Raw genomic sequence first — 22,341 nt, forward strand, 5'->3', positions numbered from 1 at the left:
CCTTATGCCCTCGGGCGAAACCTGAACGGATTCCAGCTTTTGTAGAGCCGAGCCCACGCTCGACCGCGGATCTGTAGAGGCCCGGGGCCGGGGGGGGGGGGGGGGGGGCGGCCGCCCCCGGGCGGAGAGGATCAGCGAACAGCCACCGGCGGCGCCTCCTGCCAGCCCAGCCCCAGGCTCTTCTGCAGCGCCACATACCGCACCAGCAACTGCAGCCGCGCCTGGGCGGCGGCATCCTGCGCCTGCAGCCGCTGGCGCTGTACGTCCAGCAGATCGATCTGCGAGGTGGCACCCGCCTGTCGACGCTGGCTCATCAACGCCAGCGAACGGTCCGCCGAAGCCTCGGCGCGGACACTGGCCTGCAGTTGCTGCCGGGCCGCACCGAAGCGCGCCAACGCGGTGTTGGCATCCTGCAGTGCAGCCAGCACCGTGCCCTCGTAGGCCGCCAACCGGGCCTCATTGCCGGCCCGAGCCTGGGCCACACGGGCCTTGTTCACGCCGAAGTCGAACAGCGACCAGCGCAGGAACGGGGCGACGATGGTGGCGGCTGAATCCCGCCCCAGGTCGGAAACCGATGTGGCGCCCGCGCCGATGCTGCCCAGCAGGGTCACCTGCGGAAAATATGCTGAGATCGCCTGGCCGATCTGCGCCGAGGATGCCGCCAGCTCGCGCTCAGCCTTGCGCACATCCGGCCGGCGCTGGATCAACGCGCCCGCATCGTCCACCGGGACGCTGGCCGGCAGCACCGGCAGCGGCTGGTCTGCCGCCAACCGCGCATCCAGCGCCCCCGGCTCGCGGCCTACCATCAGGGCCAGCACATCTCGGGCTTCGTCGGCCTGTGCCTGTAGCGGCGGCAGCGCAGCCTGCTGCTGTTGCAGCTGGGCCTGCGCGCGCTCCACCTGCAGGTCCGAATCCGCACCGCGTTGGCGACGCTGACGGGTCAGCTGCAGGCTTTCATCGGCGGCTCGGAGGTTGTGCTCGGCCAGGGCGATACGCTCGCGGCTGCTGCGGTAGCCGAGGTAGACCTGGGTCAGTTCCGCGGCAAGCTGCACCTGCGCATCGGCCAGTGCTGCGGCGTTGGCCTCGGCTTCGGCGGCGGCCTGCTCGGCCGCGCGGCGTCGGCGGCCGAACAGGTCCAGTTCCCAACTGGCGTCGAAGCCCGCCACGTACAGCTCGGTGTCCAGATCGATATCGGCGAACTGCTGGCGCAGCTGCGCCGCCTCCTGCGGACGGCCGTTGGCCTCGGCCACGCCGGCGATGTTCTCGCCCAGACCGCGCACGCTGTTTTCCAGCGAATCCGGTGCCTTGATGTTGGCGTAGCCCGCCGCCGCGCCCACGCTGGGCAGCTGCTCGGCGCGGCGCTGGCGCTGCAGCGCGCGCGAGGCCAGCAGCTTGGCCTGGGCGGCGCGCAGGTTGGGGCTGTTGCGCAGCGCTTCGTCCACCAGCTGGTCCAGCAGCGGATCGTTGAGCGCGCGCCACCACTGGCTGGGCGGGCTGGCGGGCTGCACGCCGGCCTGCGCCGCGCGTGGGAGCTGCGCCTGCGCGGTAGCGACCGTGGCCACGTCCGGTTTCACGTAATCCGGCCCCACCATGCAGCCCGCCAGCAGCAGCGGCAGGGTGGCCGGGCACAGCCGGCGCAGAAGGGGGGAAACGGGCAAGGTCGTCGAAGTCATCAGTGCATCGCCAATGGAACGCCCTTGGGCAGGGGCTTGAGCAGGAAGACCAGCGGCAGGGTGGCCACCACGATCAGGCCGAAGATCCAGAACAGGTCGTTGTAGGCCATCACCATCGCCTGCATCTGCACCGTCTGCGCCAGCACGGCCATCGCCTGGGTGGCGTCGCCCAGCTGCTGGCCGTAGGCATGCAGCGCGTCCTGGGCGATGGTCGAGTTTGCGGTAACGCTGCTGCCGATCGCATCGATGTGCAGGGTGGTGCGGCGTTCCTGGAAGGTGGAAATGATGGCCAGCCCGATCGAGCCACCGAGATTGCGCGCGGCGTTGAACAGGCCGGATGCATCGCTGGTGTACTCGCGCGGCACCGAGGTGATGGCCGCCTGGTTCAGCGCCATCATTGCCAGCGCCAGCCCACAGCCCTGCAGCAGCTGGCCTATGACGAAGTGCGGGCCGATGCTGTCCGGAGTCAGCCCCAGATTGACGAAGCAGGCAGCGGCGAAGCACAGCATGCCGCCGAACACCATGATGCGTACGTCGACCGTTTCCAGCATCTTCGGCATCAACGGCATCAGCAGGATGGTCGGCAGGCCGGCCAGCAGCAGCACATAGCCGGCCTGCTCGGTGTTGTAGCCGGCGATGATCGCCAGGAACTGCGGGATCATGTACATGACCCCGAACAGGATCATGCCCACCGCCATCACCATCACGAACACTGCGCCGAAACTGCGCTGGAACAGGATGTTGAGGCGGATGACCGGCGCCTTGCTGGTGAACTGCGAAAGCGCGAGCAGCGCGAAGCCCAGCACCGAGACGATGCTGAGAACCACGATCATCGTCGATTCGAACCAGCGCTCGCGCTGGCCGTCTTCCAGCACCACGGTAAGCGCGGACAGGCCGGCGGTCATACCGACGATGCCCAGCCAGTCTGCGCGCAGCAGCCCACCCCAATCAGACGTTTCATGCGGAAGGCCGAGCAGCAGCAGGGCAACCAGGCCGGCGCAGATCGGCACGTTGATGAAGAACGCGTAGTGCCAGCTGACGTTCTCGGTCAACCAGCCGCCCAGCAAGGGGCCGATCACCGGGCCCAGGATGACGGTCATGCCGAACAGCGCCGTGCCCAGCGGCTGCTGCTTCGGCGGCAGCCGCGTGCCGACGATGGTCAGCGCGGTCGGGATCAGCGCACCACCGGCAAAACCCTGCCCTACCCGTCCGGCGATCATCATCGGCAACGAATCGGCCAGGCCGCACATCACCGAGAACGCAGTGAACAGCGTGGCGCAGATCAGCAGGAAAGTGCGCAGGCCCAGCGTGCGCACGAACCAGCCGGTCAGCGGAATCATCACGATTTCCGAGACAAGGAAGGCTGTGGAGATCCAGGTGCCTTCGGTGCCGCTGGCACCCACTTCGCCCTGAATGGTGGGCAACGCAGCGTTGACGATGGAGATGTCCAGCGTAGCCATGAACGAACCGATGGTGCCGGCCGCCACGGCCAGCCAGGCCGCGGCATCCGCCTTGCCTCCGGCGACAGGTGCTGCGTGGGCACGGGTGGCGTTCATTGCGCCGGCGCGGCCATGGCCTCGGCCTCGTCCTGGGTGCGCTCGCGCGCATCCTTTGCATTGCGGGTATCGACGGTCACTTCCACCGACATGCCCGGCACCAGCACCTTGCGTGCTTCGGCACCTGCGTCCACCCGGATGCGCACCGGCACGCGCTGCACGACCTTGGTGAAGTTGCCGGTGGCGTTCTGTGGCGGCAGCAGCGCGAACTGCGAGCCGGTACCCGGCGAAATGCTCTCCACCGTGCCGCGCAATGGGGTGCCTGGCAACGCATCGACCTTGATTTCGGCCGCCTGGCCGGCGCGCATCAGGCCCACCTGGGTTTCCTTGAAGTTGGCAACGAGGTACAGCGAAGCAACCGGCACGATGGTCATGGTGCGGGTACCGGCAGCAACAAACTGGCCAACCTGCACGGTCTTGTTGCCGACACGGCCGTCGATGCGCGCGCGCAGCTCGGTGTCCTCAAACGCCACTCTGGCCTGCGCAGCGTCGGCCTGCGCCTGCTTCAGTCCGGCCTGGGCCTGCTCGAGCTGGGCCTGGCTGGCTTCGATCTGGCTCTGCGCGCCCTGGATCTGTGCCTTGGCCGCGTCGTACTGGGCCTGGGCGCGCTCGACATCGTGGCGCAGGCTTTCGACGTGTTCATGGGTGTCGGCACCACTGGCCGCCAGCGGGGTGAAGCGCGCCAGCTCTGACCGGCCGAAACGCAGCGAGGCGGCGGCCGCGGTGAGCTGGGTCCGTGCCTGCAGCAGGCTGGACTGCTGGCCCTGCACCCCAGCGGCGGCAGCGGCGATGTCGGCTTCGCGCACGGCGATCACGGCCTCGGCCTGGTCCAGCGTGGCACGGTAGGTGCGCGGGTCGATGCGCAGCAGCGGTTCGCCAGCCTTGACCCACTGGTTGTCCTGCACCAGCACTTCGGTGACGTAACCGTTGATGCGCGGAGCGACCGCGACAGCGTCGGCCTGCAGATAGGCGTTGTTGGTGTCCTGCAGGTAGCGGCCGACCAGCAGGTGGTAGATCAGCCAGGCAACCAGGGCGATGACCACGACGACGCCGATGATGGCCAGCGTCCAGCGCACCTTGGGGTTCTTCAGCGGCGAGGGCTTGTCCTCGGTGGAAGGCGTTTCGTCAGGGGCGGCGTCGGCGCGCTGGGGCTGTTCGGTCATTGTCTGAAGGCGGTGGTCGGTGCCATACGGGACGGTAGGGGAAGCGATGCGGAGGCAAGGTGAAAAAAAAACGGAGGCCATTGGCCTCCGTTTCCTGTGCGCTGACGTCTGCCCGCATCCGCCGGGCATGGCCCGGCGCCACCGTCATCTCACCTGCCGGTCTTCACCTCGGTCCACAGACGGGTGTACAGCTTGTCCGTCTCCGGGGTGTTGATCGAATAGGTGAACATCTTCGCGGCCACATCGGCCGGCGGGTAGATGGTCGGGTCGGTACGGATCGCCTCGTCCACCAGCGGAGTCGCGGTCGGCACCGGGTTGGCGTAGTGGATGAAGTTGGTATTGGCCGCAGCGACCTTCGGCTCCAGCAGGTAATTGATGAACTTGTAAGCGGCTTCCGGATGCTTGGCGTCCTTCGGGATCGCCAGCATGTCGAACCACTGCGGTGCGCCTTCCTTCGGAATCGAATAGGCGACATGCACGCCGTTGCTGGCCTCCTCGGCGCGGTCGCGGGCCTGGATGATGTCACCCGACCAGCCGACCACCAGGCAGGTGCCGCCGTTGGCCAGCGAACCGACGTACTGCGAGGAGTGGAAGTTCTGCACGTACGGGCGGATCGACTTCAACAGGTCGGCCGCCTTCTGCAGCTCGGCCGGATCGCCGCTGTGCGGGTCCAGGCCCAGATAGTGCAGTGCGATCGGGATCATGTCAGCCGGCGTGTCCAGGATGGTCACGCCGCAGTCCTTCATCTTGCTGATGTTCTCCGGCTTGAACACCAGGTCCCAGCTGTTGGCGATGTCGGTGCTGCCGCCGAAACGCTCCTTCAGCATGTCCACGTTGTAGCCGATGCCGGTGGTGCCGACCATGTACGGCACGCCGTAGCGGTTGTCCGGATCCTGGGTGGCGATGCGCTTCATCACCGCCGGGTCCAGATTGGCCAGGTTCGGGATCTTGCTCTTGTCCAGCGGCAGGAACACGCCCGCCTGGATCTGCCGGCCGAAGAAGTTCAGCGTCGGCACCACCACGTCGTAGCCGCTGTTGCCGGCCAGCAGCTTGGTCTCGACCATCTCATCGCTGTCGAACACGTCGTAGGTCACCTTGATCCCGGTTTCCTTCTCGAAGGTCGGGATGGTGTCCTCGGCAATGTAATCGCTGTAGTTGTAGACGTTCAGGACCTGGCTGTCCTGACTGCCACCGTTGCCACCGCCACAGGCGGCGAGCATGGCGGAGGCCAGGCCGAGCGTGAGGATACGCAGCTTCATCGGGTGCTCCAGAATGCGGGGAGGGGGGCCGGCTCGGGCCGGCGACGGATGCCAGCCTACCCCCCGGCGGCGGATTTTTCTATTCCACGCTTTCACACGTTCAGCAGCAGGAACTCGCGCTCCCACGAGCTGATGACACGGAAGAAGGTCTCGTACTCCTTGCGCTTGACCGAGATGTAGGCCCGGCAGAAGCGCTCGCCCAGCAGCGCCTGCAGTTCGCCGCAGCGCTCAAGCCCGTCCAGCGCTTCGCCCAGCGAGCGCGGCAGGTCGTAGCCCAGCTCCTTGGCGCTGCCGGTGACCGGCGCATCCGGCGCCAGCCGCTCGCGGATGCCGAGCAGGCCACAGGCCAGGGTGGCGGCCATCGCCAGGTAGGGATTGGCGTCGGAGCCCGCGAATCGGCTCTCCACCCGCATGTTCTCCGGTGTATCCAGCGGCACGCGCAGGCCGCAGGTGCGGTTGTCGAAGCCCCAGTGCACGTTGCTCGGCGACACCTCGCCGAACACCAGCCGGCGATAGGAATTGACGTTCGGCGCGAAGAACGCCATCGCCTGCGGCGCATACTTCTGCAGCCCCCCAAGATAATGGCCGAACACCGGGCTGAACTCGCCTTCGGCATCGGTCTCACCGGCGAACACGTTGCTGCCATCGCTCACCCGCACCAGGCTCTGGTGGATGTGCATGGCGCTGCCCGGTTCGTTCTCCATCGGCTTGGCCAGGAAAGTGGCGTACACGCCGTGGCGCATCGCCGCCTCGCGCATGGTGCGCTTGAACAGGAAAACCTGGTCGGCCAGATCCATCGCATCGGCGTGGGTGAAGTTGACTTCCAGCTGTGCCGCGCCGGATTCGTGGATCAGCGTGTCCACGTCCAGCTTCATGGCATCGGCGTAGTCGTACATCAGGTCGAGGATGGGGTCGAACTCGTTGACCGCATCGATCGAATACGACTGCCGCGCTGTTTCCGGGCGACCGGAGCGACCGGCAGGTGGCAGCAGCGGGAAATCCGGGTCGGTGTTCTTCTGCACCAGGAAGAACTCCAGTTCCGGCGCCACCACCGGGCGCAGGCCCAGCTCGGCGTAGGCCGCCAGCACGCGACGCAGCACATTGCGCGGCGCCAGCTCATGCGGCTCGCCATTCTTGGTGTAGCAGTCATGGATGATCTGCGCGGTGGCATCGGCGGCCCACGGCACCATGCGCACGGTATCCGGATCCGGGCGCAGCATCATGTCCGAGTCCGACGGCGAGGTCAGTTCGTAGTAGTCATCCGGAAACTCGCCGGTCACCGTCGTCGCGAAGATGCCCTCGGGCAGGCGGGTACCATAGTCGTGCGAGAACTTGTCGGCGGGAATGATCTTGCCGCGCGCGTTGCCGGTGATGTCGGGCACCAGGCATTCGACTTCGGTGATACGCCGCTCCTTCAGCCAGCGCAGCAGGCTGCTCTCCTGCGGTGCGGGGGGCGTTGCCGTCTTGCGCGGGCGCGTTCGGGAACTCATCGGGAATCCAGTTGGTTCTGTTGATGCTGCCGGCAAGCTTGGCCGAACGCACGGAAAATAGCGTGATAGAACGGCGCCTGCATGACGCGCCACTCCGGGTGCCACTGTACGCCGAGCACGAAGCGGTGGCGCGGGCTGCGTGCCGCCTCGACCAGCCCGTCATCGGCGCGGGCCTCGACCTGCAGGCCGCTGGCCAGGCGGGCAATGCCCTGGCCGTGCACCGAATTGACCTGCACCCTCCCCTCGCCGTGCCAGTCCGCCAGCCACCCATCCGCCACCAGTGTGACCGCGTGGGACGGCCCGTACTGCACGTCCACGGGTGCCTGCGGATCTTCGCGATGATCGGCCAGCCCGGGTACCCGATGGACCTGTGGATGCAGGCTGCCTCCCAGGGCGACGTTCAATTCCTGGAAACCACGGCAGATCGCCAGCACCGGCAGGTCCATCGCCAGCGCCTCGTCCAGCAGTGCGAAGGCATTGGCATCGCGCGCAGGATCATGCGCATTGCCGGGCCAGCTGCGGCCACCGTCGTAATGCTGCGGCTCGATGTTGCTGACCGCACCGGTCAGCAGCAGACCGTCGAGGCCCTGCAGCCAATCGCGCGCCGGCAGCGGCGGCTGCAGGCTGGGCAGCACCAGCGGCGTGACCTCTGCTGCCTCGGCCAGGGCGCGGACATACTTCTCGCCGGCCACCGCAAAGCGATGATGGCCAAGCACCGTACTGTCGGTGGGCAGGCCCACCCAGGGCAGGCGACGCATGGGGAAACTCCTTGGCGTGCAGACACGTTACCCGCAGGTGCACGAGTGCGGCAAGTCGTCGCCATCACGCGCGAGGTGCCAAGTATCGGCGAAACTGGGGGCGTGAACGCCGATCAACCTCCTCCGCCCCGTCTTCCCACCCTGCGCCCGCGAGGCCCGCAGTGACGTCCGCCTTTCCAGCCAGCTGGTATGCCGCCAGCCTGCCGGAGCCGGCCGCCCTGCCTCCGTTGCAGGGCGACGTGCAGGCCGATGTCGCAGTGCTCGGTGCAGGCTACACGGGCCTGACGGCGGCGCTGGAACTGGCCTCACGCGGCCAGCACGTGGTCCTGCTGGACGCCCACCGGATCGGCTGGGGCGCGTCCGGTCGCAACGGTGGCCAGGCGCTGGTGGGCTATGGCTGCGAGGTGGACGAACTGGAACGGCAGCTGGGCCGGGACGATGCCCGCCATCTGTTCGACTGGTCACGTGACGCCGTGCAGGCCATGCGCACCCGCATCGACCGCTACGGCATCGACTGCCATTGGCGTGAGGGCCACGCCAGCGTCGCCATCCGTGCCCGCCACGAGCGCGAGCTGCGTGCCCACTGCGAGCACCTGCAACAGCATTACGATTACCCGATGCAGTGGTGGGACCGGCAGACACTGCGTGGGCAGCTGGACAGCCCGCGCTATCGCGCGGCCATGTTCGATCCACTCAGCGCGCACCTGCACCCCCTGGCGTATGCGCGCGGCCTGGCCGACGCAGCGCGCGCGGCCGGGGTGGTCATCCATGAGAACTCTGCGGTTACCCGCGTGCAGCGCGGGCCCCGCCCGGCCCTGCACACCGCGCACGGCAGCGTCAGCGCCGCGCATCTGGTGATCGCCGGCAATGCCTGGCTGCAGGGCCTGCTGCCAGCGCTGGAGCACCGCATCATGCCGGTAGGCACCTATATCGGTGCCAGTGCGTGCCTCGGCCCAGAACGGGCCCGCGCCCTGATCCGTAATGACATGGCAGTAGCAGACACTGCCTGGGCGCTGGACTATTTCCGCCTGAGCCACGACCACCGTCTGCTGTTCGGGGGCCGCGCCAGCTACTCGGCGCTACCGCCGCCCGGGCTGCGCGGAGTGATGCAGCGACGCATGCACGCGGTTTTTCCGCAGCTGGCCGACGTCGCTCTCGATCAGGTCTGGGGCGGCTATGTCGACATCACCCGCAACCGCGCCCCGCATTGGGGACGGCTGGACGGCAATCTGTACTTCGCGCAGGGATTCTCCGGCCACGGCGTGGCGGCAGCCGGCCTTGCGGGTGACGTGATCGCCGCGGCAATCGCCGGCCAGAGCGAGCGCCTCGACGTGTTCCAGCGCCTGAAGCACGCGCCGTTCCCGGGCGGGCGCCTGCTGCGCATGCCGCTGCTGGTGGCTGCGATGTCGTGGTACAGGCTGCGGGATGCGTTGTGGTGACGATATCAGCGCCCTTGACGGGACTCCACGGCAGCGCGACTTGATCCCTTCACACCGATTGTTTGCATAATCTGCACAGGAGCAGGGGGAGCACGTGGATGCAGTGGTGGAAGGAAGGTCTACCGGTGAACATCCGGATCAGTCCCCAGGGACTGGTGCTGATGCTCATCTATGCCGTCGCCTGCGTGGCCACGCGCAAACTTTCGGTAGACCAGTTCTACCTGCCGGCAGGTGTGCGTGTGGCCGCCTTGCTGCTCTGTCCACCGCGCCTGTGGCCTTACCTGTTGCTGGGCGAGTACGCCTACTTCGCCCATCTGCGGATTCCGCTGCTCGAAAAATACGGGTTGGCATGGGTGCTTCTGGCCTCGGCATTTCTCATGCCGGCAGTGATGCTGATCGTACGCATGCACCGGAAGTTGCTTGCGCGCACCACGGTCCTCGGCGTGATCTCGATCGCGGTCTGTGCCGCGACGATCATCAGCCTGCTCAACCTCGGAATCTCGTACCTGCTCTGGGAGCCGCTGCATAACGCGTCGTTTATCACCAACGTAATGCGCTATGCGCTGGGCGACTTCACTGGGATCCTCATCCTGGCGCCACTCGCGCTGCTCTGGATCCGTCGCGCCGAGGAACAATGGACACCCCGGTCCGTTGCGGCCACAGTCGGAGCACTAGTAGCCATGCTGGTCATTGGCCTGCAGGCGACGCCGGTACCCGCCTCGATCACGGCCCCTGGCTCGCTGCAGTTGTTGTTGATCCTGCCTATTCCCGCAATCGCCCTGACCTGCCTGCTGGGATGGCGCGGGGCGGCCGTCGGTGTCGCCGCAGTGAACATGATTCTTGGTCTGAGCACCCCTTCTGACCACCCCGCATCATTCGATCAGGCGACCTTTGCCACCCAGCAGGCCATGGCCATCGCCAGCGTCGCCCTGTTGCTGCTGGGTGCGCGCATCACGCATTTCCAGAGCCAGCATCGGCTGCGTGAGGAAGACGGCAGAAACTCGATGAAACTGGCCCGCAGTACGCACATGGCCAGCGAAATGGATCTGCGAGAGCGAGCGGCGCACCTGCGCAGGCTGGGCGAGGGGATGGACCTGTCGCTCAACGAGATGGTGAACTGGCTGCACGCGCAAGGGCACCACGCTGTCGCCAACAGCCTGAAACACACATCAGAAGTCCATTCGCGCCAATTCCGCGCGCAGGCGAGCATGATCTACCCATCCGCCCTGGAGCGTCTCGGGCTTTACGTCGCTCTTCGTGCAGGTGGCGTGCGGGAGGCATGGGACAATACGCACCGGGTTACGCAGCCCCGGCTGACGGGCGACCCATGTCAGTTGGGAGTGGATCTGCAGCTGGCCGCATACCGGACCGTGGTGGAGGCCGTATCGTTGCTGCTCAGGTATGAGCCCGGTCAGATCTCCGTGCGCATCAGGTGCGGCGTCTTCAGACAGATGCACGGAGTACTGATTTCCGCCGCTCTTGTCGATCCTCACCATGCGCTTTCGCAACAGACTCAGGAACTGGTCCGTTCACAGCTATTGGGCCGGATCGTCGCCTATTCCGGGGTCGTCGATGTTCAGAAAAACAGGATCCGGATCGCCTTGCTGGATGGGCTGGCCACCTATCCGCAGGCCCCTCTGGCAGCACACTGTCCAGATGCGCCGTGGCCGTTCGACCAAGGTCGGCAATCTGCAACCTGACATAGAATTGCCAGCCAAAGCGCGATGGATGTCACTAATTCGCAGCAGTGCTGAACTGGTGTCGGCGGCAAAGAGCCAGGTAACGAAGAAGAGATCCGATTGCGTAGGCGGGAATCTGCCGATACTGTCGCCAGAGGTGTAGACGTCCAGAGTGGATGGAACGCCACCATGGTACGAGCAAGGGAGGCTTGGGATTGAACTGGTGGAAGAACGATGTCGAGCTGAGCTTCCGGATACGCCCCATCGGACTTTTCATCGCTGGGATGTACGCCGTCACGTGCTGGGCCGCTCGTCAGGTCTCGCTCGACCAGTTTTACCTGCCGGCAGGCATACGGGTCGCTGCGCTGCTGCTCTGCCCTCCCCGCCTCTGGCCCTATCTGCTGCTTGGCGAATATGCTTACTTTGCCCAGATGCGATATCCACTCATCGGGAAGTATGGGCTGGCTTGGGTGATCCTGGGCTCCGTGTTCCTCATGCCAGCGGTAGCCTTGGTCGTGCGGGCGCATCGCAGATTCATGACCGCGACAACGGAGGGCTGGCTTCTCTCGATGGCGGTTTCCGCCGCGCTCATCGCCACCGCATTGAAACTGGGCTTGGCCCACCTACTCTCCGAGAACCCGTCTTCCGTGCCATTTGCGACACGAGCTGTCCGCTTCGTGCTCGGTGATTACATCGCAATACTGACTGTCGCCCCACTCGCACTGCTCTGGATCCGGCGCCGGTCACTGTACGAGTGGAAGTTTTGGAAGCACGCGCCTACCGTAGCCGCATTGACACTACTGATATCACTGGGCGCATTCATGGCCTCGGGTGTCGAGCTCCCAGATGCCACCAAGACATCCCTGCAACTGGTGATGGCTTTGCCGGTTGTTGCCTTGACCTGCATCCATGGCTGGCGAGGAGCAGCTGTGGGTGTTCCGCTGTTGAACATAATGATTGCAATGACAACACCAGCATCAGGACTGCCTGGTTCGTTCGACCAGCGAACATTCATGATGCAGCAGCTCATTGCCGTCGCAGGGACGGCGCTTCTTCTACTCGGTTCCCGCATCACTCAGCACTATCATCAGCATGCGCGCCATGATCTGGATGGGAGTCAGACGGCCAGACTTTCGAGAACTGCTCATATGGCCAGCGAACTCGATCTGAGGCAGCGGGCGCTTGATCTCAGGAAGATCGCAGACGGCGTCGAGAAATCACTGAACCAGACTGCCGATCTTCTGAAAATGCACGGACACCATGCACCTGCAATGGATCTGCTGCACACCTCGACGACACATTCACGCCAGTTCCGTGAACTCACAAGCCTGGTGTATCCAACCGAAGTCGAGCAGGTCGGGTTGTATGTTGCCCTGCAGGTCAGCGGCATCAGCGAAAACTGGGACCGGACCAGCAGGGTTGCGCTCCCCCGCATGACGGGCGACCCCTGCAGGCTGAGCATTGCACTGCAGCTTGCTGCCTATCGAACCCTTACCGAAACGGTCGCACTGCTGCTCAAACACGAACGGGGGCAGATCCAGATCCAAGCACGCTGCGGCAGCCTGCATGGTCAACAGGGCATCCTGATCAGTGCATCTCTGTTGGACAGAGATCGCCACTTGTCGCTGGAAACCGCAAAACTGATCGTCGAGCGCCTGAGTTCACGTGCACTGGCCTATGGCGGTAAAGTGCAGACACGTCAAAACCGCGTAAGAGTGCTACTGCAGGAAACGGCCACGGGTGCAACCCACGGCAGCACGCATGCAGCGTGGATTGCTCGCGCCGACATCACCTGACTCTCACTCATCCGCCTCGATCAAGGAAAAGATCATGCTTCAGCGACTCGTAGCCGGCAGTTCGATCGCCCACGTTGCGTTGCTACCAGCACCATAGACGACCAGCGAGAACTCGGCTTGCCTGAGTACCACATGCCGCTGGGACTTTTCCGGCAATGCCAGCCGCTGCGACGGCAATGACACGGTAATCGGACTTTTGCCGGCCGGGAGCGTCCAGAACGTGGTGTCAACCTTGCCGATTATCAGCAGGACCTGTCCGGAGAGGTCATTCACCTGATAATAGTTGATTCCCTCACGCTCGAACCCATACACCAGCCAGTTCGGATCTGCACTCAGATTCGTCGCTGCTGGACGGGACTCACCAAGCCCCGCCTGAGCCATATGTGTTCCGTTGTCGTCACTCGGGCAGCATGCCGCCTCGGCGACGGCAGGTGCAGACAACAGAGTCATTGCAGGCATCAAAAAACGCAGACCAGAGAAATTCACACTCACCCCCGTGTTCGGTTGGACAACGCCAGGCAAACTCACTTCGCCACCCCATGACTGGATGGGCTCTCGGCCTCGCTTGCGGGCTGCCTCAGCCGGACGGAGTCAACCTCAGGCCGCCGGCAGGGTGGCGCAGCCAGCATAACCATCATCCAGCACCAGCGCCACGAGCAGAACTTCCGCCACTCCGCTCGTCGGGCCCCGACACTGAACGTGTCGGCCGGCGTTCACGCGATGACAACGCATGCGGTACCACCACTAAAGTTACGGCCGAAACCGCCGCTACCCGTGCCAAGACTTCCCTGACGTGAGCCTCCGCATCATGCCCGTCCTGCCGCAGGCCGCCGTCGATGGCGACCTCGCCGATCCGCTTCCGCAGCGGATCCTGCTGGTCGAAAACTCCCGTGCCTTCACCGGCATGCTGCGCGAGGCGATCGAACAGCGCCTGGAGCTGCCCGTCGTGGTCGCTTCCACCCTGGCCGAGGCCGACCGCCTGCTCAATGAGAGCGGCGGCTGGTTCCTGGTCCTGACCGGCCTGGTTCTGGCCGATGGCGACAGGGACGCGGTGGTCGAATTCTTCCTGAAACGCGATCTGCCCACCGTGGTGGTCAGTGGCGTGTATGACGAGGATCTGCGCAAGCGCGTGCTGCAGCAGCAGATCATCGACTACGTCCTGAAGAACACGCCCGGCAGCATCGACTATCTGGTGTGGCTGGTGCAGCGCCTGGAACGCAACCGTCGCATCGCCGCGCTGGTGGTGGACGATTCGCCCTCGGCACGCGGCTATGCGGCCGCGCTGCTGCGCATGTACGGCCACGAAGTGTACGAGGCTGCCGATGGCAATGAAGGCCTGGCGGCGATCGAGGCCCATCCTGCGATCCGGCTGGCGGTGGTCGACCAGGAGATGCCCGGCATGCAGGGCGTGGAATTCACCCGCCGCCTGCGCACCCTGCGCTCGCGCGACAAGGTGGCGGTGATCGGCATTTCCGGCAATACCGACGCATCACTGATTCCGCGCTTCCTGAAGAACGGCGCCAACGACTTCCTGCGCAAGCCCTTCTCGCGCGAGGAATTCTTCTGCCGCGTGTCGCAGAACGTGGACCAGCTGGAGCTGATCGGCACCCTGCAGGATCTGGCCACCCGGGACTTCCTGACCGGCCTGCCCAACCGCCGCTGCTTCCTGGAACAGAGCCAGCGCCAGCTGCCCCAGCTGCAGACCCATGGCCAGAGCGTGGCGGTGGCAATGATCGACATCGATCACTTCAAGCACATCAACGATACGCACGGCCATGAGGCCGGCGATGACGCCCTGCGTGCCGTGGCCGGGGCGGTGGCCGTGCATGCGCGCAGCCAGGACTTGATCGCGCGCTTCGGCGGCGAGGAGTTCTGCCTGCTGGTGCCGGACATGGAGCAGGACGAGGCAATGCTCTACTTCGAGGAACTCCGCCAGCGCATCGCGGCGCTGGAAGTGGATATCGGCACCGCCACACTGCGCATGACCGTCAGCATCGGCCTGTGCTGCCTCCGCCCGCAGCGCGATGCGCTGCATCGCCTGATTTCCGAGGCCGACCGTCAGCTGTACCTGGCCAAGGCCGGTGGCCGCAACCGGGTCAGCTGCACCACCATGGGCAGCCCGCTGCGTCCGCGCGAGCCCGCCCTGCCCTGATCGATCCGCTTTGATCCAGATCAACGCTGCCTGCCGGCAGCAGCCCTACAGTCGGCCCCGACATCACGCATGAAGGGGAGCCGGGGATGGCATTACTGGTCTGGCAGGACGATCTGAACATCGGCATCGATGTGATCGACCAACAACACCGCCGCATCATCGAGATGCTCAATCACCTGCATGTGGCCCAGGCAAGCATGCAGCGTGCCGCTGTCGGCGAAGTGATCGACGAGGTGGTTGATTACACCATGTCGCACTTCGCGTTCGAAGAAGAGCTGATGGAGGAAGCCGGCTATCCGTTCTGCGCTGCCCACAAGCGCGTGCATGAGGTCTTCATCAAGCGCGTGGCCGAGTACCGGCTGCGGTTCCAGGCCGGCGAGGACATCAGCGACGAGCTGCGTACGATGCTCTCGCGCTGGCTGTTCAACCACATCCGCGGCGACGACCAGGCCTACGCCGAACAGGTCAAGTCACATCTGAACCAGTTCACCCGTGAACACCAGGGCGGGGGCTGGCTGGGCCGCACGCTCAAGCGGATCTTCGGCTGATCAGCGCACGCGACGCTGCAGTGCCACCAGCGCGGCCAACGTCGCAACCGCGGTCAGGCACAGGTAGTAGCCGACCGCGACCAGGCCGAAGCGCTCGGCCAGCCAGGTCGCCAGGTACGGAGCGGGCGCCGCGCCGAGAATGCCGGCCAGATTGAACGACAGCGATGCGCCGGTATAGCGCACTTCGACCGGATAGATCTCGGCCAGGAATGTGCCGCAGGGACCATAGGTCAGGCCCATCAGGAACAGACCCAGGCACAGGAAGCCCAGCACCAGCCACGGGCTGCCGGGCTGGAACAACGGCGCAAACAGCAGGCCGAAGCCCAGGATCAGCAGGCTGGCCACGATCATCGTCCGGCGGGTGCCCCAACGGTCGCCGTAGCGTGCCGACAGCGGGATGCCCAGCGCGAAGAACAGCATGGCGGCCATCTGCATCAGCAGGAACTGCTCGCGGCTGTAACCGAGTACCGCCGTGCCATGGCCCAGGCTGAATACCGTCATCAGATAGAACAGCACGAAGGTGGCGAATGCGCCCAGCGTACCCAGCAGCATCGGCACGGGATGGTCGCGCAGCACCGTCCACATCGGCAGCCGCACCGGCGCTCTGCGTTCCAGCGCCTTCTGGAAGTCCGGCGTCTCATGGATGTTCAGGCGCACCCACAGGCCCAGCCCGACCAGCAATGCGCTGGCCACGAACGGAATACGCCAGCCCCACTGCAGGAAGTCGTCCTGCCCCATGCTTCGGCCCAGCACCAGGAAGATGCCTGCCGACAGCAGGAAACCGAGCGGCGCGCCCAGCTGCGGGAACATGCCGTACCACGCGCGCTTGCCCGGTGGTGCGTTCTCGGTTGCCAGCAGCACCGCCCCGCCCCACTCGCCGCCCAGCCCCAGCCCCTGGCCGAACCGGCACAGCGCCAGCAGCGCCGGAGCCCACAGCCCGATCTGCGCATGGGTCGGCAGCAGGCCGATTGCGACAGTCGACAGTCCCATGGTGAGCAATGCCGCGACCAGGGTGGCCTTGCGGCCGATGCGGTCGCCGAAGTGGCCGAATACCGCCGAACCCACCGGCCGCGCGATGAACGCCACGGCGAACGTGGCCAAGGATTGCAGCAGCGCGGCCTGGTCACTGCTTTCCGGGAAGAACAGATGCGGGAACACCAGCACCGCGGCGGTGGCGTAGATGTAGAAGTCGAAGAACTCGATGGTCGTTCCGATCAGGCTGGCCAGCAGTACACGGCGAGGGGAATTCACGGGTGACGCGGCAGCGGTGATCGTCGACATCGGCAAGGCAGGCAATCCGGATCGTCCGATTCTGCCACGCATGACCCGGCATGCGTGACGATGGTTTCAGCCGACACGGATGCAGCCACACGCGATCCGATGTGTTCAGGGCGGCGGTGCTGCCGCTCCCTTCGGGGCGCGGCCCGCTGCTACAGCTGGATCCAGGTGGCCTTGATCTCGCTGTACTTGTCGAAGGCATGCAGTGATTTGTCGCGCCCATTGCCGGACTGCTTGTAGCCCCCGAAGGGGGCGGTCATGTCACCGCCGTCCCAGCCGTTGACCCAGACGCTGCCCGCGCGCAGCTGCCGCGCAACCCGGTGTGCCCGGCCCAGGTCCCGCGTCCACACGCCCGCCGCCAGGCCGTAGCGGCTGTCATTGGCCAGGCGCACCGCTTCGGCCTCGTCGTCGAAACCCAGCACCGCCAGCACCGGACCGAACACCTCCTCGCGCGCCAGGGCCTGTTCCGGCCGGACCTGGTCGAACACGGTCGGCTGCACGTAGCAGCCGCCTGCTTCCACCTCGGCGCGGCGTCCCCCCAGCAGCAGGCGCGCTCCGTCAGCTTCGGCCATGGCGATGTCCGCCAGTACCTTGTCCACATGCGCGGCATCGACGAGGGCACCCATCGGTGCGTCGGCCTCCAACGGGTGGCGCGGCTGCATGCGCTGGCCATGGGCGATCACCCGATGCACGAACTCCTCGCGGATCGAACGCTGCACCAGCAGCCGCGAGCCGGCGGTGCAGACTTCTCCCTGGTTGAAGAAGATGCCCTGCGCCACCCCCTTGGCCGCCTGCTCCAGGTCGGGCGCATCGGCAAACACGATATGCGGGCTCTTGCCGCCGCACTCCAGCCAGACCCGCTTCAGATTGGAGCGCCCGGCATGCTCGAGCAGCTTGGCGCCGGTGGCGGTGGAGCCGGTGAAGGCCAGCACGTCGACATCCCTGTGCAGCGCCAGCGGCTCGCCCACGCGGGCACCATCGCCCGGCAGAACGTTGAGCACGCCATCAGGCAGACCGGCCTCGCTGGCCAGCGCTGCCAGCCGCAACGCCGTCAGCGGCGAGCGCTCGGAAGGCTTGAGGATCACCGAATTGCCCATGGCCAGCGCCGGCGCGATCTTCCAGCAGGCCATCAGCAACGGGAAGTTCCACGGCACGATGGCGCCGACCACACCCGCAGGCTCACGCGTGACCAGGCCCAGCTCCTGGGGGCCGGTCGGTGCGATCTCTCCGTACAGCTTGTCCACCGCCTCTGCGGTCCAGGCCAGGCAACGCACCACGCCCGGCAGGTCGATGCGCCGTGCATCGCGCACCGGCTTGCCCATGTCCAGCGTTTCCAGCAGGGCCAGTTCGTCGGCATGCGCTTCCACCAGCGCCGCCAATGCCAGCAGCACGCGCTTGCGTTGCGCAGGGCTCACCTGCGACCAGTGGCCGGCCTCGAAGGCGCGCCGTGCCGCCTGCACGGCACGCTCCACGTCCTGCGCGTGGCAGTCGGCGACGGTGCCAAGCACGCGGCCGTCGATCGGGCTGACGCAGTCGAAGCGGGCACCGCTGGCGGCATCCACGTAGCGGCCCGCGATGAAGGCCTGGCCGGGAATGGAGAGCTGGCCGGCCAGCGCCTGCCAGTGGCTGCGGTCGGGGAAATCGGCCATGACAGGATCCTGCAGTGCGTGTCGTTCCGGTTATACCGGTGCCGCCGCGACCTCGCCGTGACAGGCCATGCCCCGTGTGCACGGCGGGCATGGCCCGGGCGATGACGGCTGCGCTACAGTCCCTGCATCGGACCCGACGGAACCGGCATGAAGAACCCCGCGAGCGACGTGCACGAGCTGGCCATCCAGCGCCCCGACTCCCTGGAGGCGTACTGGATGCCCTTCACCGCCAACCGCCAGTTCAAGGGCGCGCCGCGCATGCTGGTACGGGCCGAAGGCATGCATTACGAAGACGTGGACGGGCGCCAGGTTCTCGATGGCACCGCCGGCCTGTGGTGCTGCAATGCAGGCCACGCCCGCCCGCGCATCGTCGAGGCGATTGTCGAACAGGCACGCACGCTGGATTACTCACCCGCCTTCCAGATGGGTTCGCCACCGGCATTCGCGCTGGCGCAGCGCCTGGCCGCGCTGGCTCCGGCCGGGCTCAACCACGTGTTCTTCACCAACTCGGGCTCCGAGGCGGTGGATACCGCGATGAAGATCGTGCTGGCCTATCACCGCCAGCGCGGCGAAGGCCAGCGTACCCGTTTCATCAGCCGCGAGAAGGCTTATCACGGTGTGGGCTTCGGCGGCATGGCGCTCGGCGGCCTGCCCAACAACCGCCGCCAGTTCGGCCTGCAGCTGGCGGGCGTGGACTATCTGCGGCACACCCTGGATCTGCAGCGCAACGCGTTCAGCAAGGGCCTGCCGCGCCAGGGCGCGGAACTGGCCGACGATCTGGAGCGGCTGATCGGCCTGCACGACGCGTCCACCATTGCGGCCGTGTTCGTCGAGCCCATCGCCGGTTCTGCGGGAGTGATCCTGCCTGCGCCCGGCTATCTGCAACGGCTGCGGGAGATCTGCGACCAGCACGGCATCCTGCTGGTGTTCGACGAGGTCATCACCGGTTTCGGCCGGGTCGGCATGCCATTCGCCGCGCAGCGTTTCGGCGTCACGCCGGACCTGCTGACCTTTGCCAAGGGAGTCAGCAACGGCGCGGTTCCGCTGGGTGGCGTGCTGGCCAGCGATGCGGTGCACGCCGGCCTGATGCAGGGCCCGGCACAGGCCATCGAGCTGTTCCATGGCTATACCTATTCGGGGCACCCGCTGGCCTGCGCGGCAGCCCTGGCCACACTCGACGTCTATGCAGAGGAGCGCCTGTTCGAGCGCGCCATCGAACTGGGCGAGTACTGGCAGGAGCGGCTGCACGCCCTGCAGGGGCTTCCCAACGTGATCGACATCCGCAACTTCGGACTGGTCGGTGCGGTCGAGCTGGCCCCGCGCAAGGATGCTCCGGGCAGCCGTGGTCACGAGGTCTACCGGCGCTGTTTCCACGACGGCGGACTGCTGGTGCGCTGTACGGGCGACATCATCGCGCTGTCGCCGCCACTGATCGTGGACAAGCCCCAGATCGACCAGATCACCAGCACTCTGGGCGAGATGATCCGGGCCACCGCGTAAGCCCGGGCCGGCGACAGCAAGCAGGTACAATGGTCGGTTCCGTTCCTGCCCGTTGCCGTGCCCATGGACATCGTCGTCAAAGAAGAACTCAAGGCCTACATCGACCCGCTCACGCCCGACGAACATGAGGCGCTGGAGCGCAGCATCCTCGCCGAGGGCTGCCGCGATGCACTGGTACTGTGGGGCGATGTCCTGGTGGATGGCCATAACCGCTACGGCATCTGCCAGAAGCATGGCCTGCCGTTCAACACGGTGCAGAACAGCCGCTTCCAGAGCATGGAGGACGTGCACCTGTGGATGATCGAACAGCACCTGGGCCGCCGCAGCGTGTCCGATTTCCAGCGCGGCGTGCTGGCCCTGCGCAAGCGCGACATCCTGTCGGCACGCAAGCAGATCGAGCAGGCCCAGCTGCAACGCGAAAGCGATGGCATCGCCGCATCGGCCGACGATGCCGGTGAAGACAGCCCACCGTGGGAACCCGCGCCGAAACTCAGCCGTGCGGAACTGGCCCGCGAAGCGAAGCTGAGCACCAGCCAGGTCGGGATGATCGAACGCATTCACGCACAGGCCGCCGCCGAAGTCGTGGAAGCGGTCAAGGCTGGCGTGATCTCGATCAGCGCGGCCGCGGCCGTGGCCGACCTGCCCGAGGAAGAGCAGCGCGCGGCAGCCGCAGGCGGCAAGGACGAACTGAAGCAGGCCGCCAAGCGCGTACGCGAGTCCAAGCGCAAGCCGCGCGCGGCGAAGCCAGAACCGGCGGAAATGGCGTTCGAGGAGCCCAGCGAGGACGAGATCGCCCTGCGCGATGCGGAAGTGCTGTCCGCGCTGGAGCAGTTGGGTGAGGATGCGCCGGCGCTGCGCCGACGCGTCGTCGCGCTCACTCGCGAGAACGATGCCCTGCGCACGCAGCTGGCGGCATTGCGCAGGCAGCTGGAAGCGCTGTAACGAATGGGTAGCGCTGGGCCATGCCCGGCGAGCGCAGCGGGCCCTGAAAAGCCGCCGGGCATGGCCCGGCGCTACCGATGCGCCGGCATCATCCGGTGGCGGTTAGACTGCCGCCATGACGTCCGCAATCGATCCGCGCCGCGCCCAGCTGCGACGCCTGAAAGCCATCGCCCTGGGCCTGCTGGTGTTGATGTTGGCCGGTTTTGCGGTCAGCCACTGGCAGGGCGAGCGCGGCGCCTGGGCCTGGGTATCCGCCTTCTGCGAGGCGGCAGCGGTGGGCGCGCTGGCAGACTGGTTCGCGGTGGTCGCCCTGTTCCGCAGGCCGATGGGCCTGCCGATTCCCCATACCGCCATCATTCCGCGCAGCAAGGAGCGCATCGGCGACAGCCTGGCGCTGTTCGTGCGCGATCAGTTCCTGGAACCACAGGTGCTGCTGGCCAAGCTGAAGGTGTTCGATCCGGCTGGCCGTCTCGGCAGTTGGCTGGCCGAACCGGCACGCGCACGCATGCTGGCCGACATGGCACGCGGCTGGGCGTTGCAGGCACTGGACTTCTTCGATGAACGCGCCGTGCGCCGGCAGCTGCACGCGTTCGTGGTGCAGCAGTTGCGACAGTGGAACGCGGCATCCACCGCCGGCGAGCTGCTTGCCCTGCTGACCGCCGACGGGCGCCACCAGCGTGTGCTGGACGAGGGCCTGCAGAGACTGGGACGCTGGCTGGAGCAGCCGGAAGTGAAGGAGCGCGCGTCGCAGCTGATCGTGCGCTACATCCAGCGCGAATGGCCGACGCTCTCAAGCACGGTGAACTGGGTGAAACCCATCGACGAGATCGGTGACAGCCTGGCCGAGCGGCTGGCACGCGCCGTGCTGGAGGAGCTGCAGCAGGTACTGGCCGAGCCGCAGCATCCGCTGCGGCAGGATTACGAGGCGTGGCTGGGCAACTACGTCCAGCGCCTGCGCGAAGACCCGGCGCTGGCCGAGCGCATCGAACAGCTCAAGCAGGAGATGATCGACCATCCTGCCCTGCAGGAGTACGTGCAGGGGCTCTGGGCACGCATCCACGCCAGTCTGCGCGCCGACCTGCAGCGCGAGGATTCGGCGCTGGTCGGCCACCTGCAGCGCAGCCTCGCCTCGCTGGGAAGCACCCTGCAGTCCGACCCGGCACTGCGCGATGCACTGAACCAGCATCTGCTGGAAGGCGCACAGCGCCTGACCGGGCGACTGCGCGAGGGGGTCACCACGCACATCGCACAGACGGTCAGGGGCTGGGACGAGCGCCATCTGGTCGAGCAGCTGGAACTGAGCGTCGGCCGCGACCTGCAATTCATCCGCTTCAACGGCACGCTGGTTGGCGGCCTGATCGGCCTGCTGCTGCACGCGGCAACGGTGGTGTTCCGCTTCTGAGCTGCGGGTCCGCTGACCTGCTGCGTGGGCACGGAACGACTCCTCTTTCGTCACGCA

General features: G+C 66.2%; 17 protein-coding genes. 8 read left to right on the forward strand and 9 right to left on the reverse strand.

From position 1 onward, the window contains the following. Positions 1–131: 131 nt before the first annotated feature. The 6 genes from ACVOMM_RS11560 to ACVOMM_RS11585 form a co-directional block, all read right to left on the reverse strand. Positions 132–1,673, reverse strand: coding sequence for an efflux transporter outer membrane subunit (locus ACVOMM_RS11560; RefSeq protein ID WP_065181217.1), 1,542 nt, complete (start codon positions 1,671–1,673; stop codon positions 132–134). Continuing rightward, the gene (locus ACVOMM_RS11565) at positions 1,673–3,229 is read right to left on the reverse strand and encodes a DHA2 family efflux MFS transporter permease subunit (RefSeq protein ID WP_053516574.1); all 1,557 of its coding nucleotides are present in this window, start codon (positions 3,227–3,229) and stop codon (positions 1,673–1,675) included. Before ACVOMM_RS11565 ends, ACVOMM_RS11560 begins: the two co-directional genes overlap by 1 nt. Beyond that, on the reverse strand, positions 3,226–4,392 hold the full coding sequence (locus ACVOMM_RS11570; RefSeq protein WP_481526270.1) for an HlyD family secretion protein: 1,167 nt from the start codon (positions 4,390–4,392) through the stop codon (positions 3,226–3,228). The genes ACVOMM_RS11565 and ACVOMM_RS11570 overlap by 4 nt, the downstream gene beginning before the upstream one ends. Positions 4,393–4,541: 149 nt before the next feature. Continuing rightward, positions 4,542–5,651 carry a polyamine ABC transporter substrate-binding protein gene (locus tag ACVOMM_RS11575; protein ID WP_065176209.1) on the reverse strand — a complete coding sequence of 370 codons (1,110 nt, stop codon included), beginning with the start codon at positions 5,649–5,651 and terminating at the stop codon, positions 4,542–4,544. Positions 5,652–5,743: 92 nt separating this feature from the next. Continuing rightward, positions 5,744–7,141: a glutamine synthetase family protein gene (locus tag ACVOMM_RS11580; protein ID WP_053516570.1), complete on the reverse strand. Its 1,398-nt coding sequence runs from the start codon at positions 7,139–7,141 to the stop codon at positions 5,744–5,746. Continuing rightward, positions 7,138–7,899, reverse strand: a complete 762-nt coding sequence (locus tag ACVOMM_RS11585) for a gamma-glutamyl-gamma-aminobutyrate hydrolase family protein (RefSeq protein ID WP_065176208.1) — start codon at positions 7,897–7,899, stop codon at positions 7,138–7,140. The genes ACVOMM_RS11580 and ACVOMM_RS11585 overlap by 4 nt, the downstream gene beginning before the upstream one ends. Positions 7,900–8,060: 161 nt before the next feature. Here ACVOMM_RS11585 and ACVOMM_RS11590 point away from each other — a divergent pair, with 161 nt between their 5' ends. The 3 genes from ACVOMM_RS11590 to ACVOMM_RS11600 all read left to right on the forward strand — a co-directional run bounded on the left by ACVOMM_RS11590 (position 8,061) and on the right by ACVOMM_RS11600 (position 12,813). Next, complete coding sequence (locus tag ACVOMM_RS11590) at positions 8,061–9,338, forward strand: NAD(P)/FAD-dependent oxidoreductase (RefSeq protein WP_065176207.1); 1,278 nt, start codon at positions 8,061–8,063, stop codon at positions 9,336–9,338. A 98-nt stretch (positions 9,339–9,436) separates the two neighbouring features. Continuing rightward, on the forward strand, positions 9,437–11,038 hold the full coding sequence (locus ACVOMM_RS11595) for an MASE1 domain-containing protein (protein ID WP_164152733.1): 1,602 nt from the start codon (positions 9,437–9,439) through the stop codon (positions 11,036–11,038). A 194-nt stretch (positions 11,039–11,232) separates the two neighbouring features. Beyond that, complete coding sequence (locus ACVOMM_RS11600) at positions 11,233–12,813, forward strand: MASE1 domain-containing protein (protein WP_481526271.1); 1,581 nt, start codon at positions 11,233–11,235, stop codon at positions 12,811–12,813. Between the two features lie 39 nt (positions 12,814–12,852). Here the strand turns inward: ACVOMM_RS11600 and ACVOMM_RS11605 are convergent, their stop codons facing one another. Beyond that, entirely contained in the window at positions 12,853–13,263 is a 411-nt protein-coding gene (locus tag ACVOMM_RS11605) for a hypothetical protein (RefSeq protein WP_227255205.1), read from the reverse strand. 358 nt (positions 13,264–13,621) lie between these two features. Here ACVOMM_RS11605 and ACVOMM_RS11610 point away from each other — a divergent pair, with 358 nt between their 5' ends. Together ACVOMM_RS11610 and ACVOMM_RS11615 are read left to right on the forward strand one after the other, a co-directional pair. Continuing rightward, positions 13,622–14,965 (forward strand): diguanylate cyclase, encoded by a 1,344-nt coding sequence (locus ACVOMM_RS11610; RefSeq protein ID WP_053516566.1) that lies wholly within the window; start codon positions 13,622–13,624, stop codon positions 14,963–14,965. Between the two features lie 86 nt (positions 14,966–15,051). Beyond that, entirely contained in the window at positions 15,052–15,513 is a 462-nt protein-coding gene (locus ACVOMM_RS11615) for a bacteriohemerythrin (RefSeq protein ID WP_053516564.1), read from the forward strand. On the opposite strand, the gene ACVOMM_RS11620 is transcribed toward ACVOMM_RS11615, so the two are convergent. Together ACVOMM_RS11620 and ACVOMM_RS11625 are read right to left on the reverse strand one after the other, a co-directional pair. Then, the gene (locus ACVOMM_RS11620; protein WP_053516563.1) at positions 15,514–16,794 is read right to left on the reverse strand and encodes an MFS transporter; all 1,281 of its coding nucleotides are present in this window, start codon (positions 16,792–16,794) and stop codon (positions 15,514–15,516) included. Positions 16,795–16,943: 149 nt separating this feature from the next. Continuing rightward, positions 16,944–18,440, reverse strand: a complete 1,497-nt coding sequence (locus tag ACVOMM_RS11625) for an aldehyde dehydrogenase (RefSeq protein WP_481526272.1) — start codon at positions 18,438–18,440, stop codon at positions 16,944–16,946. A 147-nt stretch (positions 18,441–18,587) separates the two neighbouring features. On the opposite strand from ACVOMM_RS11625, the gene aptA reads away from it, so the two are divergent. The 3 genes from aptA (at position 18,588) to ACVOMM_RS11640 (ending at position 22,284) form a co-directional block, all read left to right on the forward strand. Then, entirely contained in the window at positions 18,588–19,940 is a 1,353-nt protein-coding gene (gene aptA / locus ACVOMM_RS11630; protein ID WP_111185729.1) for an omega-aminotransferase AptA, read from the forward strand. Positions 19,941–20,003: 63 nt separating this feature from the next. After that, positions 20,004–20,882, forward strand: coding sequence for a ParB N-terminal domain-containing protein (locus ACVOMM_RS11635; protein ID WP_461290374.1), 879 nt, complete (start codon positions 20,004–20,006; stop codon positions 20,880–20,882). 115 nt (positions 20,883–20,997) lie between these two features. Next, the gene (locus ACVOMM_RS11640) at positions 20,998–22,284 is read left to right on the forward strand and encodes a DUF445 domain-containing protein (protein ID WP_128987861.1); all 1,287 of its coding nucleotides are present in this window, start codon (positions 20,998–21,000) and stop codon (positions 22,282–22,284) included. Positions 22,285–22,341: the final 57 nt, after the last annotated feature.

The sequence above is a fragment of the Stenotrophomonas sp. STEN009 genome (assembly GCF_056760395.1).

What these genes read in the sequence shown, in the direction of transcription:
- ACVOMM_RS11570 (WP_481526270.1), bottom strand. Translation starts at nt 4,392, where the DNA reads ATGACCGAACAGCCCCAGCGCGCCGACGCCGCCCCTGACGAAACGCCT.
- ACVOMM_RS11610 (WP_053516566.1), top strand. Translation starts at nt 13,622, where the DNA reads ATGCCCGTCCTGCCGCAGGCCGCCGTCGATGGCGACCTCGCCGATCCG.
- aptA (WP_111185729.1), top strand. Translation starts at nt 18,588, where the DNA reads ATGAAGAACCCCGCGAGCGACGTGCACGAGCTGGCCATCCAGCGCCCC.
- ACVOMM_RS11620 (WP_053516563.1), bottom strand. Translation starts at nt 16,794, where the DNA reads ATGTCGACGATCACCGCTGCCGCGTCACCCGTGAATTCCCCTCGCCGT.
- ACVOMM_RS11625 (WP_481526272.1), bottom strand. Translation starts at nt 18,440, where the DNA reads ATGGCCGATTTCCCCGACCGCAGCCACTGGCAGGCGCTGGCCGGCCAG.
- ACVOMM_RS11585 (WP_065176208.1), bottom strand. Translation starts at nt 7,899, where the DNA reads ATGCGTCGCCTGCCCTGGGTGGGCCTGCCCACCGACAGTACGGTGCTT.
- ACVOMM_RS11605 (WP_227255205.1), bottom strand. Translation starts at nt 13,263, where the DNA reads ATGACTCTGTTGTCTGCACCTGCCGTCGCCGAGGCGGCATGCTGCCCG.
- ACVOMM_RS11580 (WP_053516570.1), bottom strand. Translation starts at nt 7,141, where the DNA reads ATGAGTTCCCGAACGCGCCCGCGCAAGACGGCAACGCCCCCCGCACCG.
- ACVOMM_RS11565 (WP_053516574.1), bottom strand. Translation starts at nt 3,229, where the DNA reads ATGAACGCCACCCGTGCCCACGCAGCACCTGTCGCCGGAGGCAAGGCG.
- ACVOMM_RS11635 (WP_461290374.1), top strand. Translation starts at nt 20,004, where the DNA reads ATGGACATCGTCGTCAAAGAAGAACTCAAGGCCTACATCGACCCGCTC.
- ACVOMM_RS11640 (WP_128987861.1), top strand. Translation starts at nt 20,998, where the DNA reads ATGACGTCCGCAATCGATCCGCGCCGCGCCCAGCTGCGACGCCTGAAA.
- ACVOMM_RS11575 (WP_065176209.1), bottom strand. Translation starts at nt 5,651, where the DNA reads ATGAAGCTGCGTATCCTCACGCTCGGCCTGGCCTCCGCCATGCTCGCC.
- ACVOMM_RS11615 (WP_053516564.1), top strand. Translation starts at nt 15,052, where the DNA reads ATGGCATTACTGGTCTGGCAGGACGATCTGAACATCGGCATCGATGTG.
- ACVOMM_RS11595 (WP_164152733.1), top strand. Translation starts at nt 9,437, where the DNA reads ATGCAGTGGTGGAAGGAAGGTCTACCGGTGAACATCCGGATCAGTCCC.
- ACVOMM_RS11560 (WP_065181217.1), bottom strand. Translation starts at nt 1,673, where the DNA reads ATGACTTCGACGACCTTGCCCGTTTCCCCCCTTCTGCGCCGGCTGTGC.